This window comes from Arcobacter iocasae, from assembly GCF_042214795.1.
GTDB lineage: Bacteria > Campylobacterota > Campylobacteria > Campylobacterales > Arcobacteraceae > Arcobacter > Arcobacter iocasae.
The window spans coordinates 1135680-1153444 of record NZ_CP090177.1 but is presented as its reverse complement, the minus strand read 5'-3'; the positions used below and the strand labels follow the sequence as shown (position 1 = coordinate 1153444).

General features: G+C 29.0%; 16 protein-coding genes. 14 read left to right on the top strand and 2 right to left on the bottom strand.

Annotation, left to right across the window (positions count from 1 at the left end; translation table 11 throughout):
• The first annotated feature begins 59 nt into the window (after nucleotides 1-59).
• On the top strand, nucleotides 60-482 hold the full coding sequence (locus LXN10_RS05850; RefSeq protein ID WP_375724941.1) for a hypothetical protein: 423 nt from the start codon (nucleotides 60-62) through the stop codon (nucleotides 480-482).
• Between the two features lie 33 nt (nucleotides 483-515).
• Here LXN10_RS05850 and LXN10_RS05845 read toward each other — a convergent pair whose 3' ends face one another.
• Nucleotides 516-2207, bottom strand: a complete 1692-nt coding sequence (locus tag LXN10_RS05845) for an L-lactate permease (RefSeq protein WP_375724940.1) — start codon at nucleotides 2205-2207, stop codon at nucleotides 516-518.
• 171 nt (nucleotides 2208-2378) lie between these two features.
• On the opposite strand from LXN10_RS05845, the gene nfo reads away from it, so the two are divergent.
• The 6 genes from nfo to LXN10_RS05815 all read left to right on the top strand — a co-directional run bounded on the left by nfo (nucleotide 2379) and on the right by LXN10_RS05815 (nucleotide 8444).
• On the top strand, nucleotides 2379-3224 hold the full coding sequence (nfo, locus tag LXN10_RS05840) for a deoxyribonuclease IV (protein WP_375724939.1): 846 nt from the start codon (nucleotides 2379-2381) through the stop codon (nucleotides 3222-3224).
• A 190-nt stretch (nucleotides 3225-3414) separates the two neighbouring features.
• Complete coding sequence (locus LXN10_RS05835; RefSeq protein WP_375724938.1) at nucleotides 3415-4179, top strand: DUF3883 domain-containing protein; 765 nt, start codon at nucleotides 3415-3417, stop codon at nucleotides 4177-4179.
• A gap of 300 nt (nucleotides 4180-4479) precedes the next feature.
• The gene (locus LXN10_RS05830) at nucleotides 4480-5442 is read left to right on the top strand and encodes an Abi family protein (RefSeq protein ID WP_375724937.1); all 963 of its coding nucleotides are present in this window, start codon (nucleotides 4480-4482) and stop codon (nucleotides 5440-5442) included.
• A gap of 114 nt (nucleotides 5443-5556) precedes the next feature.
• On the top strand, nucleotides 5557-6129 hold the full coding sequence (locus LXN10_RS05825) for a hypothetical protein (RefSeq protein WP_375724936.1): 573 nt from the start codon (nucleotides 5557-5559) through the stop codon (nucleotides 6127-6129).
• Nucleotides 6130-6264: 135 nt separating this feature from the next.
• On the top strand, nucleotides 6265-6621 hold the full coding sequence (locus LXN10_RS05820; protein WP_129100832.1) for a hypothetical protein: 357 nt from the start codon (nucleotides 6265-6267) through the stop codon (nucleotides 6619-6621).
• Between the two features lie 89 nt (nucleotides 6622-6710).
• Nucleotides 6711-8444 carry an ATP-binding protein gene (locus LXN10_RS05815; RefSeq protein ID WP_375724935.1) on the top strand — a complete coding sequence of 578 codons (1734 nt, stop codon included), beginning with the start codon at nucleotides 6711-6713 and terminating at the stop codon, nucleotides 8442-8444.
• A gap of 33 nt (nucleotides 8445-8477) precedes the next feature.
• Here LXN10_RS05815 and LXN10_RS05810 read toward each other — a convergent pair whose 3' ends face one another.
• Nucleotides 8478-10868 carry a tetratricopeptide repeat protein gene (locus LXN10_RS05810; RefSeq protein ID WP_375724934.1) on the bottom strand — a complete coding sequence of 797 codons (2391 nt, stop codon included), beginning with the start codon at nucleotides 10866-10868 and terminating at the stop codon, nucleotides 8478-8480.
• A 387-nt stretch (nucleotides 10869-11255) separates the two neighbouring features.
• Between LXN10_RS05810 and LXN10_RS05805 the strand changes: the two genes are divergently transcribed.
• From LXN10_RS05805 to LXN10_RS05775, 7 genes are read left to right on the top strand one after another with little or no spacing between them, the layout of a single operon-like run.
• Complete coding sequence (locus LXN10_RS05805) at nucleotides 11256-11645, top strand: NAD(P)H-quinone oxidoreductase subunit 3 (RefSeq protein ID WP_129100835.1); 390 nt, start codon at nucleotides 11256-11258, stop codon at nucleotides 11643-11645.
• Entirely contained in the window at nucleotides 11627-12136 is a 510-nt protein-coding gene (locus LXN10_RS05800) for a NuoB/complex I 20 kDa subunit family protein (protein ID WP_013136771.1), read from the top strand. Before LXN10_RS05805 ends, LXN10_RS05800 begins: the two co-directional genes overlap by 19 nt.
• Nucleotides 12136-12957: an NADH-quinone oxidoreductase subunit C gene (locus LXN10_RS05795; RefSeq protein WP_375724933.1), complete on the top strand. Its 822-nt coding sequence runs from the start codon at nucleotides 12136-12138 to the stop codon at nucleotides 12955-12957. Before LXN10_RS05800 ends, LXN10_RS05795 begins: the two co-directional genes overlap by 1 nt.
• Nucleotides 12958-12960: 3 nt before the next feature.
• Nucleotides 12961-14187, top strand: a complete 1227-nt coding sequence (nuoD, locus tag LXN10_RS05790) for an NADH dehydrogenase (quinone) subunit D (RefSeq protein WP_375724932.1) — start codon at nucleotides 12961-12963, stop codon at nucleotides 14185-14187.
• Between the two features lie 10 nt (nucleotides 14188-14197).
• Nucleotides 14198-14494 carry an NADH-ubiquinone oxidoreductase subunit E family protein gene (locus tag LXN10_RS05785; RefSeq protein ID WP_375724931.1) on the top strand — a complete coding sequence of 99 codons (297 nt, stop codon included), beginning with the start codon at nucleotides 14198-14200 and terminating at the stop codon, nucleotides 14492-14494.
• Nucleotides 14487-15293, top strand: coding sequence for a hypothetical protein (locus tag LXN10_RS05780; protein ID WP_375724930.1), 807 nt, complete (start codon nucleotides 14487-14489; stop codon nucleotides 15291-15293). Before LXN10_RS05785 ends, LXN10_RS05780 begins: the two co-directional genes overlap by 8 nt.
• Nucleotides 15290-17764, top strand: a complete 2475-nt coding sequence (locus tag LXN10_RS05775) for an NADH-quinone oxidoreductase subunit G (protein WP_375724929.1) — start codon at nucleotides 15290-15292, stop codon at nucleotides 17762-17764. Before LXN10_RS05780 ends, LXN10_RS05775 begins: the two co-directional genes overlap by 4 nt.
• Nucleotide 17765: the final 1 nt, after the last annotated feature.

The window sequence follows — 17765 nt, the reverse complement described above, 5'->3', positions numbered from 1 at the left end:
TTTTTAATATTATTAGCATAATATAATTTTATAAGAAGCTTTTTATAGAGGGTTTGTAAATGAAAATAATTTTTTTAATACTGTTTTTAATTTCAACTATTAATGCTATTATGCCAAAAGAGATTATAGGGACTTGGGAAATGAGCAAGTTAGATGAAAAAAGTGATGAAAGAACTAATATATCTTTTGGCTTTTATAATAGTCCTGATGAGCCTTTTATGATTGAGTTTAAAAAAAATAATATAGTAAAATATGAGCACCATGAGAGTTATTATATTTTTGATACAAATAAAATCTTTGTGTCTAAACATAAGCCAGTAAATGGAATTTTTCCAAATCCTAAATCAATAGATGTATATGAAATAACAGGACTAGTAAATAGAAGTAAAACTAATGGAAAAGTTTGTTATGAAATACATATTTTACAAAAAGCTATTAATGGACTATATAGTAAGAAAAGTAATCAAAAAATTTGTAAGTAGTATTTACAAGGAGAAGAGTTTCTCCTTGTAAGTTTATTTTACTAATGGATCTGTTATTCCAAAATAGTACATTGCAATTAAACCAATAATTCCAGTAACTAAACAATAGTAAAGTGTAGGAATAACTGTTTTTCTTATTGTTTCACCCTCTTGGTCAAGTAATCCAACAGTAGCAGATGCTGCCACAACATTGTGAATAGCAATCATATTTCCAGCTGCTGCTCCTACTGCTTGAAGAGATACCATAAGTGCAGTTGAAAGTCCAAGGGCATTTGCAACACCAAATTGGAATTGACTTAACATCATATTTGAAACAGTATTACTTCCAGCAATAAATGCTCCTAAAGCACCAATAAATGGAGCAAATAATGGGAAAATATCACCAACAGAATGTGCCACAAAGTTTGCCATGGCTACAGGCATAGAATCAAAACCAGCAGTATTTACACCTGAGTTAATAAGAATTCTAACTAATGGAATAGTAAATACAAGTACAAACCCCGCACCTAACATAACTTTTGAAGACTCAGAAAAAGATTCTTTTATCTCTTTGAATTCCATTTTGTGTAAGAAAAAAGTGATTAAAACTACAAATATTAAAATCCCACCTGGTAAATATAAAGGTGTAATTGAATAGTTTAATCCTTCACCTAAAATATCTTTAAAAGGTATTACCCAAGCTGTAACAAAAGCTTTTGCTTCACTTGATACTCTTGTAACTACTAAAATAATCGCAACAAGTACATATGGAATCCAAGCTTTAGTTAAGGACATATTAACTTTAGTATTCATTGCATCCATATTCATCTCAAGTTTTGATACCCAGCTGATTGGCCATTTTTCTTTTGGAGCAAAATCCCAAGTATCTTTAGGAATTAAAAAACCTTTCTTAGCAGCAAAAATTACAATTGGAAGTCCAACAAGAGAACCAATAATAGAAGGAAATTCTGCCCCTAAAAATATACCTGTAAGTGCATAAGGAATAGTAAATGCTAATCCACCAAAAATAGCAAAAGGTAAGATAGATAAACCTTCTGACCATGATTTATTTTGACCAAAAAATCTAGTCATCATAAGAGTCATAAAAAGTGGGATTAGTGTTCCTGTAATAGCATGAATGATTGCAACTTCACTTGTGATGATTTGTAAGTATGTTTCCCAATTCGAACCAACAGCTTGCAAAGAGTTACTAATACTTTGTGAATCTAAACCTTTATCTACTCCTATTAAAATAGGAGTTCCAACTGCACCAAATGATACAGGAGTACTTTGAATCATCATACCAATCATAACAGCAGCCATTGCAGGGAAACCAATAGCAACTAATAGTGGAGCAGCAATTGCTGCTGTTGTACCAAATCCAGAAGCCCCTTCAATAAATGATCCAAATAACCAAGCTATGATAATAACTTGAACCCTTCTATCTGGGCTTACATTATTAAACCCTTCTCTAATTGCTTTTATAGCACCTGAGTGTTTAAGTGTATTTAACAATAAAATTGCACCAAAGATTATCCATAAAACAGCAAGTGTAATTAAAAAACCTTGAATTGATGATGCAAGTATTCTATTAAAGCTTACTTGCCATACATAAAAGGCTACAAGGGCAGTTACTACAAAAACAATCGGCATTGCTTTCTTAGCTGGTAATCTAAATCCAACTAATAAAATCGCAGCAACAAATATAGGAAGTGCTGCAAAAAGAGCTTGTGTGCTTATCTCCATAAAATCTCCTTATTTTTTCAGGCTAAATAATAATTAAAGGAAATGATATTCACATGATAAAAATAGCATTTGTGTAGCATTTATTAATATATGAACTAAAATGAAACAATAAGGAACATAAAATCCAAGATTGAGTAAAATCCCCCATAAAAAATGACACTAGGATGATAAATGAAATATGTAGGAGCACATGTAAGCGCAAGTGGGGGAGTGTACAATGCACCCATCAATGCAACAGCAATAGGAGCAAAAGCCTTTGCCCTTTTTACAAAAAACCAAAGACAATGGGCAGCAAAACCTTTAGAAAATGATGTTCTTGATAAATGGTTCGAAGAGATGGACAAATGTGGAATATTGCCAAAGCATATTTTACCCCATGATAGTTATTTAATAAACTTAGGACACCCAGTTGAAGAGAGTCGTCAAAAATCACTAGATGGATTTATCCATGAGATTGAAAGATGTGAAATCCTAAAACTAGACAGACTAAACTTTCACCCAGGAAGCCACCTAAGAAAGATAAGCGAAGAAGAGTGCTTAGATAATATAGCAGTTTCAATGAATAAAGCAATAGATGCCACAAAAGATGTAAAACTAGTGATAGAAAACACAGCAGGACAAGGAAGCAACTTAGGCTATAAATTCGAACATCTAGCTTACATCATTGATAAAATAGAAGATAAAAGCAGAGTTGGAGTTTGCATAGACACCTGTCACATGTTCACAGCTGGATACGACATAAGAACAAGAGAAGCCTACGATAAAACATGGAACGAGTTCGATCAAATAGTAGGAAGACAATACCTAATGGGTATGCACATAAACGACTCAAAACCAGACTTAGGAAGCAGAGTAGATAGACATGATTCTTTAGGTGTAGGAAAAATTGGTTGGGATGCTTTTAAGTTTATTATGAATGATGAGAGAATGGATGATATTCCATTGGTTCTTGAAACTATTAATGAAGAGATTTGGGCGGAAGAGATTCAAGCTTTATACAATCTCGTTGAGAAATAAAGACTTATTTTAATAAGCATCTTCCTTCATAACTCTGCGTTAAAAAAAAAAGGTTTTAGTCACTTACTCTAAATGTAAGCTCCTACAAACCTTTTCTTTTTCGCCTTGATTTATTTTGAAATCTACTCATTTAAATAAGTTTTAGCTATTATTTTTGAGTATATTAACAAATCTACAATAAGAGCATTTAATGGCAAATAATAAACATGAAAATTATGAAGTTCTAAATTTGATAGGTTATGGCTTATCAAAATTTGATAAATCATTTGTTACAACTTTTGGATATAGAAATAAAAATGAATTTTATGAAAATATGGTTTTATATGGCGTTTCGGAAACAATTGGAACGATTAAAAATAGACAAGATTTATTTGACCCTTTTTTTGATAATTCAAGAAAGGGTTGGTGGCAAAAAGGCGATACTTATATTCATAGAAAATATACTATAGATATATTATTTGGTAATTTAGATGTTAACTCGTATGTTGATATGTTAAAAATTTATTTAGTTGAAAATTTTGAGTTTGATTTTGAAATAAAAACAGATATTAAACCTATAATAAAAAGTCAATTCAAACAACTACAAAAAACTGGTTTAGAGGCTGAAACATTTTTCCTAAATAATTATAGTAAATTAAAAATTTTTCAAAATGGGATTATTGAAGATTGTAGATTGTATGGGGATGGGTATGATTTTCAGATTGAGGTTAATAATGGTTTCTTTTTAGTTGAAGTAAAAGGTGTAAGACTAGAAAAAGGGTCAATAAGGTTAACAAAAAATGAATACGAAAGAGCTCAAGAATACAAGAATAAATTTATTTTATTAGTAGTTAGTAATTTGAATAATATACCTAAAATCTCAATTGTTGAAAATCCTTTAAATGAATTAGATTTAACAAGAGTAGTTATTGAACAGAAACAAATTGCGTTTAATACAAATATTATAGAATGGTAATAGAATAAATATTAAGTATTTTAAAGTTGAGTAGCTTTGTAATTAAAAAAAGTAAAAGCGAGACATCCAAAGGATGTTCAAGAGAGATTAAGAAAATTTAAATCAAGTTTTCGGAATTATTGAATAACTCTACGGAATCAAACACAAAAGATAACTTTTATATAACTTTAGTATAATTATAAGAAATTAATCAAAAGAGTAATAAGTGTTTTTAAGTGCACCTAAAGAAAATCTAAGATATTATTTCATTAACACACCCCCTCCACCTCTGCTTCAAGTGCCAAAGAGAGGGTTTTCTTCATGTTAGACTTTAAAGAACAACTACAAAACATAAAAAATCAAGAAAATTCGTATCAAAAAAAACATAAAACTTTTAATGAACAATTAGAAATTTTAAAACAAAGAAAATTGCTTATTTCAAATGAATCTTTTGCTTTGACAAAACTACAACATATAAACTATTATAGACTTAGTGCATACTTTTTACCTTTTCAATATCCACAAAATAGCGAAAACAAAAATATATTTTTACCTGATAATTCTTTTGAAGATATAATCTCTTTATATTATTTTGATGCGGAGTTAAGAAAAATTATCTTTGAAGCAATTGAAAGTATAGAAATATATTTTAGAACTCAAATAGCTTATTTCCATTCATTAAAGTATGATGCCTTTGGCTATTTAGTCCTTAATAATTTTAGAGAAAACAAAGCAGACAAGTTTTACGAACTACAAAATGATATTTTAAAAGAAAAATCTCGTTCAAAAGAATATTTTATAAAACATTTTAAAGAAAAATATAATTCAGTTGATTTACCTGTTTGGAGTGTAGTTGAAATTATCTCTTTTGGAACTTTGTCAAAGTTTTTTATGATATTAAAAGAGGAAGAACAAAAGCAAGTCATAAAAAGGATAAAGGGGATAAATAAGGTAGTTTTCTATAAATGGTTGCATGCATTATCTAGTGTTCGAAATATTTGTGCTCACCACAGTAGAATTTGGAATAGAACACTGGGAATTAGTTTTGAAGTACCCAAAGGATTTAAGGCTTTTGAACAGATGAAAACTAGTAAAAATAAAATCTTTTTCGCATTGAGTGTAATTGAGTTTATTCTTACAAGCATAGGAGAAGATGAAATAGAGTTTAAATCAAAGATAAAAGCATTATTAGTAAAATATCCTAAAGTAAAACTTGAAAGTATGGGCTTTATAGAAAACTGGGAACAAAATCAAATTTGGAGTAAAACGAATTACTTTGCTTAAAAATAGTTTAAGAAACTGTTTTTCATCTCTAATTCTTATCATTTCATACAAAATCTCATTCCAAAAAAATCTTCAAAAATATATAATAAACCTAAGATAATAAAGGTATGGTTTATGATAAACAACAATGAGCAGAAAAATAACAACACTCTTGACTTAAATAGAACAGCAACACTTTTTAATAGCAGTTTTGAACACAAAAAAATAGTAGCAAGACCACTTGATAGAAAACAATTTAATAACTACTTTCTTATGATGTCAGCATTACCACAGTTTAAAAAGAAAAATGTACTTGATGTTTGTCCTTTGTATGATTTATTTGCTAAAAGTGATAAGATAATTTATGAGCATTATGATTGTGTTGATATTGATTCTATAAAAATAAAAAGTAATAAAATCTTTATTCATGTAGTAATAAACCCTAATCTTCCTTTGGGTTTCAGTGATGATATTGCAAAAAATATACAAAAAAATGCTTTTTCAAATAGTCAAATCTTTGTAAAAACTACAAGTGATGAACGAGTGGATTATATAAAACTTGAATTTGTATATGCATCAGCTGATGATATTTCAACATTTGAAGAATCAGAATTATTAGAGATTTATAATAGTCTAAAAATCTTAGATAAAAATCCTGATTTACAAGAAAAAATAAAAGATATGATAGAAAAATCTTTTTCTATTTAATACTTTAAAAAACAACTACAAAATCTCAGCTTTTAACTAAAGAGATAAAATTTATTTCTTTAGTTAATTATATTTTCATAATCTACTTTAATAAAAACTCATGTAAAATATAAAAAAATATTAGGGATCTTTTTTATGATTTTACTTCTTTTGTTTTCTCCGTTTTTAGTTGCTATTGGGTGGGTTTTATATATGGATTCATCTAATATAAATATGATAGAAGAGTTTTATAAAAACAATTCTTGTAATACGATATATGATTATAAGTCAAGATATAAAGGTTTATGTAAAGATAATATAACAATTATAAATAATCAGTTTAATATAGATTTTACAAAAAATGTATATATTAAGTATGATGATATCAAAAATGTAAAAAAAGAAGATAAGGAGATTTTAATCGATACATTAAAAAGAAGTGAGAAGCTATACTTTAAAGAAAAAATCGACACTGATACTTTTTATGAAGGCTTAAATAAAATCTTAAAATAGGAGTATCTTCTTTTAAGATTTTTTAATGTATTATTGATATTTATGGAAGAAAAATTTACAGATATAATAAAAACAGGAATAACTATTAAATGAACGAATTAATTAAATTTATACAAAGCATAGACTTGCAAAAAGAAGACCTTTTTGTGCAATTGAAGTGTAACCTAGAAGAGGGAAAAATACTTCAATATCTTACAAAAGAGTATATAAGTGGAAGAGATGCTTTGATGGTGATTGATATTTTATCAGAGTTTTATGATGTAAAGAAATATGAACATCTAGAAAAACTTGAAGTTATCAAATCACTACTTGAACTAGGGTGGCTAGTTCAAAACTCATTTACACCTGTAAAGCTAAGCGAACTGTCAAAATTAGAGTTATTGAACTCAAGTGTATCTTTAACTCCATCATTTTTAAAACTTATGGAAGATGGTTCTATGGATATGTCTTTACCTGAGATTACTAAATATAGTGATCACTTGGAATATTTACAAGACCAGTTTTTCAAAATAGATTTAGCACAAAAATTAAATGTAGTGAAACATAATTTTGATGAAAAATCTCCAAATATAAAAAGACTAAAATCAAAACTTACACTTCTAGAAAATAGAATAAAAGAAAGAGTAATAGCAACACCACATGAAATCATGCTTGTGGGATTTTTCAAAGAGAATGATTTAGATGAGCAAGAGCAAATGATATTTATTGCTTTATTAAAAGAAGAGTATTCAGGAGGTGATGAATCAATAAGAGATATGAATTCACTTATTGATTTGATTTCACATGATGATTATGAAAAAATTAAAAATAGAAGTTTATTAGAAGAGAGTTCAAAATTAGTTTCAACAGGACTTGTAGATTATGATGAAATGTTAACTCCCTTTGGTGGAATAAATAGAAACTTCTATATTCCAGATGAAGTTTTATACAAAATCTCGCACCCAGCAAAAAAGAAAACAAGAACTTCAAAAATCAAAATCGATAATGTAATAAAAGAACAAGATATGTTTGAACTTATCTCTACTGATAAGACACTAGAAGATGTTGTTTTAAATCCAAAAACAAAAGAAACACTTGACGCTCTTTTACAACAAGTTGACAAAAAAGTAATAAATAGACTTAAAGAGTGGGGAATAAAAGATAGAAAAAAAGGAATTGATGCACGAATCATCTTTTATGGTATCGCAGGTACTGGTAAAACACTTACAGCTTTAGCTATGGCAAAATCACTTAAAAGACAAGTCTTAGCCTTTGACTGTTCTAAAATACTATCTATGTATGTGGGTGAGAGTGAAAAAAATGTTAGAAAAATTTTTGAAACATACAATGATATTAGAGATAGAACTAAAAGTGAACCAATTCTTTTACTTAATGAAGCAGACCAATTTTTAAGTTCAAGGGTAACAGAATCTACAAGTGGTAGTGATAAGATGCATAACCAAATGCAAAATATCTTTTTAGAACAAATTGAAAGATTTGATGGAATACTAATAGCTACAACAAACCTTTTAGAGAGTTTGGATAAAGCATTTTCAAGAAGATTTAATTATAAAATAGAGTTTGTAAAACCAAATAAAGAACAAAGACTAGAGCTTTGGAAAAAACTATTACCTGCAAACATTCCTTTGGATAAAGACTTTGATATAAATAAAATATCAGAAATCGAATTAACAGGTGGACAAATAGAGTTAGTGATTAAAAATACTGCTTACAAAGTAGCAGTTATGGATGACCCAATTTTCAAAATGGAAGATTTCAAAGAACATATTACAAAAGAACAAAAATCTCAATTTGACTCTGAAAATAAAGTTGGATTTTTTTAAAAAGAGTTATTTAATAAGTACTCGAAAGAGTACTTATTTTAATTCTTTTAATTTATTTTTTGCTTTCTTATAATTTGAATTTTTATACCATTCTTTTGCTTTTTCTATATCTTTTTTAATTTTATCTTTTCCATATTGATATACCAATCCAAGATTATATGCAGCTATATCTTTTTGAGATGTATTATTTTTGTAGGCTCTCTCATAATATTCAATAGCTTTATAAATATCTTTTTTCCCACCTAGCCCTTTTTCATATAAAACCCCTAAGTCAAGAAGTGAACCACCGTAATTGTTCCTTGCTGCATAAGAGAAGTATTTTCTTGCGTTTTCATAATCTTTTCTTTTTCTATAATAGTTACCCAAAAAATTAGAGACACTATCATTTGAACGAGCTACACGCTTATAATATTCAACTGCTTTTTCAAGATTCTTTTCAACTCCAAAACCTTTTTCATAAAATTTTGCTAATAAAAAAGCACTATCTTGATCATGGTGTTCATAGCCCAATTGTAAGTATTTTAATGCTTCTTTATAATCAAGTCTTATTATTGGTAAAGTTTTGTCTTTTTGGTAATAAAGACTTGCAAGATTATAATACCCTCTTGTATATCCTTTCTCAACGGCTATTAAGTAATTCTTTTTTGCTTTTTGTAAGTCTATATCTAATCCTTTACCAAAATTGTAAAGCCAAGCAAGTGTTGCATAGTCTCTAGCTTCTCCTCTTCGTTCTATTAGTTGATTAAGGTATTTAAGTCCTTCTTTGTAATCTATATATTTTCCATTTCCACAAGTATCACAAATATAAAAAATAGCTAATTTTTCTATAGACCTAATATCACCTTTTTGTGCATATTTTTTATATATTTCCATTGCTTTTAGTGGTTGTTTTTCATAGCCAGCAGGAGGATATGTATAAAGATATATTAATTCTTTCCTTGCTTCCTTATCACCTTTGTTTGTAAGCTCTTCTAATATTTCAACTGCTTTATCATATTGGTTTACCTTACTATTTAAATAAAGTTTTGCAAGGTGTATTTTACTAAATACATCACCATAAGAAGATGCCAAATCGTAGTATTTTATAGCTTCTTGATAGTCATAATCACGATAGCTTTGTTTAGCAAGGCTTCTTAGAGTTAAGATATTTTTATAATCTTGAGTATCTGATTCTTTTAGTTTTTCTAAAAAGTCCGCAAAATATTTTTTACGGTAACTTAAGGTTATCTTTTTAATTATTTCTTTTTTAAGTTCTTTATTATCACTTTTTATAGCATATTCTTGCCATTTTTTTATTAACTGAAACTCTTCTGGGTCAAAACTATATTTTGATTGAGTTCTTGTTGTAAGTTCAACTATTGCATCAATATTTCCTTTTTTTGCAAGTTCCTCAAAAAGTCCATTTGCAGCATTATTCTTTCCATGTGTTTTATAATATTTTGCTAATACAAATTTTCCTGTATCATTTTGAAGTAGTTTTTCTTTTAATTCTGTATACTTATTTATATACTCTTGCGATCTTGCGTAAGTTCTTAATAATTCATTTGAAGCTTCTTCATTAGATAAATCAGAAGCTTTTTCTAAGTAGTTTATAGCCGTTTTTTTATCTATACTTAAACCATCTTTTTCTCTTGAAAAGCTAAAGATTCTATAAATATCATAATAAGCTTGAGCATTTGAAGGATCATACTTTATAACCTCTTCGTATAATCTAATTGCATCATTTCTATAATAATATTGTCTTCTAAGTAGTTGTGCTGTTGTAGTCATATTTTCTATATTTTTAGAAGCAATTACTTCATTTACAAAAGTTGAGACCTTTTCTTTCTCAGTATCTTTTTTACTATATATCAATGATCTAAGATATTTCATTTTTACTATAAAAGGTTCTTCATAACCTTTGCTTTTCATTGTTTCTAAAATTTTATCTGCTGGTTTACTATTGTATTTTTTTGAAAATTCAGTGTACAAATCTGACAATTGTTCTTTTGATAATTTATCAATTATTTTATTTAATAATTTATTTGCATCTTTATTTGCATATCCTTTTAAATATATTTTTATAAGAAGCACTGAAGACTTTATGTCTCCTAAGTCAGATGTTTTAATTAGTAAATTAGTAGCTTTTTCTTTTCCATTTATAAACATATCTGCATATTTATAATAGATTTCTGCAATATTTGTTTGCCCTTGGGTATCTTTGCTTTTTTCTATAAGGGGATACCATTTATTAAAATAATATAACCCTTCTTTTGTCTCTGGGAACTTGTAATATTTTACTAAGTCTAACATTGCATCAATATTATTATTGTTTGCTTTTTGGATTAAGATTTCTTTTGATTCTATATTTCTATTTTCTGGATTAATATTTGAACAAGCTACAAAAAATAGAGCAATAAAAAGTAACGATGATAGTAGTTTCATTTTTCCTCATTTATATTAAGTTATTTAAGTGATGATAATATAAAAAGGTGCCTTAATAAAAGATGAGAAAAAATTATTTCTATAGTTTAAAAGAGTTAAGAGTAAAATAATGGAATAAATATTGCATATATAGAACTTTGGAAGTGGTTATTAAAAAAACTAATATAAACTGTTTATTTTATTTTAAGCTAGGCTTATTATAAATCCATAATGAAATAGTTTTATCGTACAAGTGTGTAAATATGGAATAAATTTTTTAATAGATGCATATTTTATATGCATAAATATTAAGTCTAGATTTAAAAGCTTTTTGCTAATATCTAACTGAATATAACTTAAAATGAAAAAACTAAATTCTTTAAATATAAATAAATTAAGGATATAATTATGACTCATATGGATTTCTCCCATCCGTATTTTGGTGTTTTTATCATGTTTGTTTTAACCTTTGGTGCCTTTATTGCAACAGTATGGTTAGCAAGGCTTGTAAGTAGAAAAATGGCAAGACTTGATACAGAAAAACTAAAAACTACATACTATGAATGTGGACCAGAAGTTACAAAACAGCCAAATACAATCTCTGTGCAATTTTATCTTATGGCTTTATTATTTATTTTATTTGATATAGAGATTATCTTCATGTTTCCATGGGCAGTTGATTTTAAAGTTCTAGGTTGGTTTGGATTTGTAGAGATGATTCTATTTATTGTTTTATTAACTATTGGCTTTATTTATGCATGGAAAAAAGGAGCGCTTGAATGGCACAGCATAAAATAAAATATTTTCAAGATGGAGGAGCACCTATTGCTCTTTCAACTGTTGACAAAATTGTAAACTTCGGACGAAGTAACTCTTTATGGCCTTTAACTTATGGTTTGGCATGTTGTGCAATAGAAATGATGGCATCTGGTGCTTCAAGATACGATTTTGACAGATTTGGAACTATATTTAGAGCAAGTCCAAGACAAGCAGATGTACTTATTGTTGCTGGAACTTTGACAAAAAAGCATGCTGAATATATGAGAAGACTATATGACCAAATGCCAGATCCTAAATGGGTTATTTCGATGGGAAGCTGTGCTAATACAGGTGGGATGTTTAACACCTATGCCACTGTTCAAGGAGTAGATAGAGTAATACCTGTGGATATTTATCTTCCAGGTTGTGCTCCAAGACCTGAAACTTTACAATATGCACTTATGATGCTTCAAAAGAAAATAAGAAGAGAATCTTCATTTTTATCTAAAAAGAAAAAGAGGTTAGTATAATGAGAAAATATACTCCTAAAGATAATGTACAAAAAAAATCATACTACACTGATAGATTTTTTGTCTCTCCTATGGTTCCTAGAAGTGATCCCAGAAGTGATGAAATCTATGAAAAAGATATTGAAAAAATAAGTTCAAAAGTTCAAATACTAGAGGCTTATGTTGAAAATAAAGAATTAGTAATATATATAAACCCAAAAGATAATGTAACTACTCTAAAGTTTTTAAAAGAAGAGTTAGAATATGACATGCTTATGGAACTTTCTGCAATAGATTATTTAGCTGCTAGAAAAGGTTTTGAAATCTTTTATGAAATGCTTTCTATGAGTAAACATAAAAGAATGAGAGTTAAGTGTTTTATTGAAGAAAAACAAACTATAGAGTCAGTTTACTCTTTATTTAAAATGGCAAATTGGTCAGAGCGTGAAATGTACGATATGTATGGTGTAAAAGTAATAAATCATCCAAATATGAAAAGAATACTTATGCCTGATGATTGGTATGACCACCCTTTAAGAAAGACATATCCTCTTCATGGTGATGAAGTTGCACAATGGTACGAAGTAGATCATATCTTTGGAAAAGAAGCAAGAGAAGAAATAGGTCCAGAAGAGAGAGACGATGCCGCTATTGATAGATATGACACTACAAGATTCTCAAGATTAGGTCATGAAGTTCCTTTTGGAACACCAATAGTTGAGGGAGAAGAAAAGGAAACACCACTTGCTTATACAGAAGAGGGTGGAGTTAAACTTTTCGAAAAACGACTTGTTAAAGATTTTGATGAGAAAAAATCAAAAATATTAGATGAGAGAAGGTAGATAATGCAACAAACCAATAGACTAAAACCTTTTTTTGAAAATATAAACTTCGAGCGAGAAGATAATACTATGGTGGTCAATTTTGGACCACAACATCCATCTGCTCACGGACAAATGAGACTTATTTTGGAACTGCAAGGTGAAGAGATAATAAAATCAAGACCCCATATAGGATACTTGCATAGAGGTATGGAAAAGATGGGTGAGAATATGATTTATAATGAGTTCTTGCCAACAACAGATAGAATGGATTATATTGCTGCTACTTCAAATAATTATGGTTATGCCCTTGCAGTTGAAAAACTTTTGGGAATAGAAGCACCAAGAAGAGCAGAAGTAATAAGAACTATGTTAATAGAGCTAAATAGAATAATCTCTCATCTTTTTTGGCTAGCAACTCATGCCCTTGATGTGGGAGCTATGTCTGTATTTTTATATGCCTTTAGAGAAAGAGAATTTGCTTTAGACTTGATAGAAGATTATTGTGGAGCAAGACTTACTCATAGTGCAGTTAGAATCGGAGGAGTACCTTTAGATTTACCTGATAATTGGTGTGAAGATTTAGAGAAGTATTTAAATATCTTAGCAGTAGAAGTACCAAAATATGAAGCACTTTTAACAGATAATAGAATCTGGAGAATGAGACTTGAAAATGTTGGAGTAATAAATAATGAAACAGCAAAATCTTGGGGATGTACAGGACCTATATTAAGAGCTACTGGTCAAAAATGGGATTTGCGAAAAGAGATGCCTTATGGTATCTATCCAGAGCTTGATTTTGATATACCAATAGCAACTGCTGGGGATAGTTTTGCAAGATATCAAGTGCATATGCAAGAGATGAGAGAATCATCAAAAATATTAAGACAATTAGTCCCTATGTATAAAGCTTCTCCTTCACAACTTATGGCAAATGAGCCTGAATATATCTCAGCTACAAAAGAGGATATTATGACTCAAAATTATGCCTTGATGCAACACTTTGTTTTAGTAACTCAAGGTATGAGACCACCTCGTGGTGAAGTTTATGTGGCAACAGAATCACCAAAAGGTGAGTTAGGATTTATGATTGTAAGTGATGGAAGTCCTTATGCTTATAAGATGAAAGTAAGAGCTCCTTCTTTTTGGCATACTTCAATTTTAGAAGAAGTATTAGTAGGTCACCAATTAGCTGATGTTGTTACTATTATTGGTAACTTGAATGTAGTTTTTGGTGAGATAGATAGGTAAGGGGGCATTTATGAAAAGATACGATTTAAGACCATTAAAAGATGATTTCTATTCTAGAATGCTAGAACTTATGGATAAAGATATAAAAGATGGTGAAAATGCAATATTTCTTTTTGAAATAGGAGATTTTTCACATATCCAAAAATCAGCTGATGTTATTTATGAAGCTGGATATACTTTAATGAACTCTTTAAAATTCAATGAAGTAGATTGGACAATAGTTGTAAAAAAAGTAAAACCAGAAATAAAACCATTTGAAGAAGAACCAAAAAAAGAAAAAGATAAAGAAGATGACGATGATGAATAAAAATACAAATTTAGAAATAGTTTCAAAGAGTGATTATATTATATGCTTAGGCGCAATGATTTTAAGAGATAATGAAGAAGTTAAAGATTTGATTTTAGAAGCTATTGCGAAAAATGAAGCAGAATTTATTTATATGCATCCTATTGATGATATTGATTTAAAACTTTTTTATACACAATTTTTAAAGTATGAAGTTGGAAGTGAAGAGGGAGTATTGGCTTTACTTTTAGATTTTTTTACAAAAAATAGAAGTGCTTCTTTAGAAAAGTATTTAAATGATTTAGATCATGGTTATATTTCAGCTGAAAGTAGTGCAGGTGAAGAAGAGTTTGAAGAGATGATTGAAAGATCTTTAGACAAAAAAACTAAAACTATAATCATAGGAGAGGATTTATTTACCCATGAAAGAGTAGAAAATCTATACTCTATGATAAAAGCTTTTGAAGAGTTTACTGATTTTAATGTAGTTATATTAACAAATGATGAAATAAATCCAAGTGAAACTCTTGAAGATGTTGAAGAGTTAAGTTCATACAATGGAACAGTAATTTATAAATATAACACAGAAGAAGATGATAGCTTTGTATATGGAAGTGAATCATTTGCACGAGTTGCAAAAGTGCAAGATAAAGACAATATTTATTTGAATTATGGGAAAGATAGCCTTCAAAAAACTTTTAAACTAGATAAAAACTTGCAAGGAACTATTGCCCTTTGTGGTGTAAATGAAGAAGATGCTAGTTTCTTATCTCGAGGATATAGGTATAAGCAAGTAAAAATTGAAAAGGTTGAAGAATGAGTGACTTGATTACTTTAACAATTGATGGCAAAGAGTTAAAAGCAAAAGAGGGTGAAAGTGTACTAAATATTGCTAGAGCAAATGGAATATTTATACCTGCAATTTGTTATTTAACTAGATGTTCACCAACACTAGCTTGTAGATTATGTTTAGTTGAATCTGATGGAAAACAAATCTATGCATGTAATTCAAAAGCAAAAGATGGTATGAATATCACAACTACAACAGAAAATATCGAAAAAGAAAGACGAGCAGTAATGGAAGTTTACGATGTAAACCATCCTTTACAATGTGGAGTTTGTGACCAAAGTGGTGATTGTGAACTTCAAAATTATACTCTTTATCAAAAGGTTGATTCTCAAAGTTACGCCATAAGAGATGTAAACAGACCAAGGGAACATTGGGGAGTTATGAATTATGACCCAGGACTTTGTATTGTTTGTGAGAAGTGCGTAACAGTATGTAAAGATATGATTGGTTCAAATGCCCTTTCAACTGTAAAAAGAGGAGCTGAAGCACTTCCTGGTAAGTTTAAAGCAACTATGCCAAAAGATGCTTATGCTATGTGGAACAAACTAAATAAATCACTTATTGGATTTGAAGAAGATAAGTGTGTTGATTGTGGTGAGTGTATTTCTGTTTGTCCCGTGGGAGCTTTAGTGTCAAATGATTTCCAATATAAATCAAACTCTTGGGAGCTTACAAAAATACCAGCAGCAAATGCCCACTCAAGTGATTGTGCTTTGCTTTATTATGAAGTAAAACATGAATCTATTGTAAATCACAATGTTCAAAAAATCTATAGGGTTACAAATGAACATCACTATGCTTCAATTAATGGCGCTGCTAGATTTGGATATGACTTTGAAAATAGAGTTGAAAGCCAAGATGAGGTAGCTTTTGATAAAGCAATTGAGGCATTTAAAAAAGCAGATACTATTAAGTTTAATTCATTTATTACAAATGAAGAGGCTTTTATTTTACAAAAATTAAAAGAGAAGTTTGCATATAAACTTATAAATAATGATGCCCTAGCTTATAAAAAATTTCTTGATGCATATTCAAGTGTTAGTGGTAAATCACTTTATAGTGCAGATTTAAAAGATATACATAACTCTAACTTTGTAATTTCTGTTGGGTCTTATTTAAAATCTGATTCTCCAAATACAAAGTATGCTTTTAATAACTCAGTTGTTATGAATAAAGGAGCTGGACTATATTTTCATCCAATGGGTGATCCTGTGATGGAACAATGTGGTAAAAGAGGAAAAACAACAGAGTTTATTTATCATAATCCACTAGCAGAAGAGTCTATTTTATACTTTATTTTAGATAGATTTGGTGAAAACTTGCCAGAAAATATTCAAACAACTCTTAACTCATATAAAGAGACAAGAGTTAAATCTATTACTGAGATGATAAAAGAAAAAGTAGTATCTATTGTAAAAGATGAAGAGAGTGGTGAAGAAAAAGAAGTAACTAAAATGGTTCCTAAAAAAGTTACAAAAGAAGTTGAGTATGAATATACAAGATTACTTGATGAGATAAATTGTGATGCAACATTACTTGAAACTATTGAAGCTATGAAAGATAAAAAAGATATTTACACTTTGATTTTAGGTGAAGATTTAATCACTCATCCAAACTCAGAAAATCTTGCAAAATTAGCAGCAATAGTAGAAAAATATACGGAATTTAAAGTTATGATTATCCCTACTTCTACAAACACTTTAGGTGTAAGTCTGATTTGTGATTTAGATGAAGAGGAAGGAAGTTATTCTATAGGATACAATGTAAAAGCAGATTTCCAATTATCAGCTTTAGGGGACGGCAATTTAGATATGCCAGCCCTTAACCAACAAGAAGGAACATTTACAAATATAGATAAAAGAGTTGTTCCTACAAATGCTGCTTTACCTTATAAGGGTTATGTATTAAATGATATTGCAAATACCTTACTTGGAACAGAAGTTGAACATACCATTTCATATACAAAATCTTTACCAGTAGATAAAGGTTTCCAAGCAGTTGAATTTGATAGTTTAACTAACTACTTTGCAAATGATTGGAGTGAACATAGGGGGTATATTTTAAATACTTTTGATGTGGAAACAAATGAAGAAATAGCCCAAAAACAAAATGCAAGTTTTGAAGTTGCATCTTCAGAAATAACTATCTATAAAGCAAACCCAATCAATCAATTTAATGAGTTTACAGCAATTGCCCATGAATTTAAAGATAATTTAGAAAGTGGAATGTTTGCAAATGAAGCATTTTTGGAAGAGTTGGAATTAAGTGTTGGGGATAAAGTACTATTAAGTGCAAATGGAAGCGAAATCGAAGTAAATGTTTATGCGGATAATCAAGTATCAGGGAAAATTGCATATGTATCAACTTTTGAGAAAGAGTTAAATACAAAAGCACTTTTTGCTGGATATAGATTTACAAGTGCAAATGTGAAAAAGGTGTAAT

Bases quoted from the DNA above. Each gene is read 5' to 3' on its own strand.
- LXN10_RS05850 (WP_375724941.1), top strand. From the start codon at position 60: ATGAAAATAATTTTTTTAATACTGTTTTTAATTTCAACTATTAATGCT.
- LXN10_RS05845 (WP_375724940.1), bottom strand. From the start codon at position 2,207: ATGGAGATAAGCACACAAGCTCTTTTTGCAGCACTTCCTATATTTGTT.
- nfo (WP_375724939.1), top strand. From the start codon at position 2,379: ATGAAATATGTAGGAGCACATGTAAGCGCAAGTGGGGGAGTGTACAAT.
- LXN10_RS05835 (WP_375724938.1), top strand. From the start codon at position 3,415: ATGGCAAATAATAAACATGAAAATTATGAAGTTCTAAATTTGATAGGT.
- LXN10_RS05830 (WP_375724937.1), top strand. From the start codon at position 4,480: ATGTTAGACTTTAAAGAACAACTACAAAACATAAAAAATCAAGAAAAT.
- LXN10_RS05825 (WP_375724936.1), top strand. From the start codon at position 5,557: ATGATAAACAACAATGAGCAGAAAAATAACAACACTCTTGACTTAAAT.
- LXN10_RS05820 (WP_129100832.1), top strand. From the start codon at position 6,265: ATGATTTTACTTCTTTTGTTTTCTCCGTTTTTAGTTGCTATTGGGTGG.
- LXN10_RS05815 (WP_375724935.1), top strand. From the start codon at position 6,711: ATGAACGAATTAATTAAATTTATACAAAGCATAGACTTGCAAAAAGAA.
- LXN10_RS05810 (WP_375724934.1), bottom strand. From the start codon at position 10,868: ATGAAACTACTATCATCGTTACTTTTTATTGCTCTATTTTTTGTAGCT.
- LXN10_RS05805 (WP_129100835.1), top strand. From the start codon at position 11,256: ATGACTCATATGGATTTCTCCCATCCGTATTTTGGTGTTTTTATCATG.
- LXN10_RS05800 (WP_013136771.1), top strand. From the start codon at position 11,627: ATGGCACAGCATAAAATAAAATATTTTCAAGATGGAGGAGCACCTATT.
- LXN10_RS05795 (WP_375724933.1), top strand. From the start codon at position 12,136: ATGAGAAAATATACTCCTAAAGATAATGTACAAAAAAAATCATACTAC.
- nuoD (WP_375724932.1), top strand. From the start codon at position 12,961: ATGCAACAAACCAATAGACTAAAACCTTTTTTTGAAAATATAAACTTC.
- LXN10_RS05785 (WP_375724931.1), top strand. From the start codon at position 14,198: ATGAAAAGATACGATTTAAGACCATTAAAAGATGATTTCTATTCTAGA.
- LXN10_RS05780 (WP_375724930.1), top strand. From the start codon at position 14,487: ATGAATAAAAATACAAATTTAGAAATAGTTTCAAAGAGTGATTATATT.
- LXN10_RS05775 (WP_375724929.1), top strand. From the start codon at position 15,290: ATGAGTGACTTGATTACTTTAACAATTGATGGCAAAGAGTTAAAAGCA.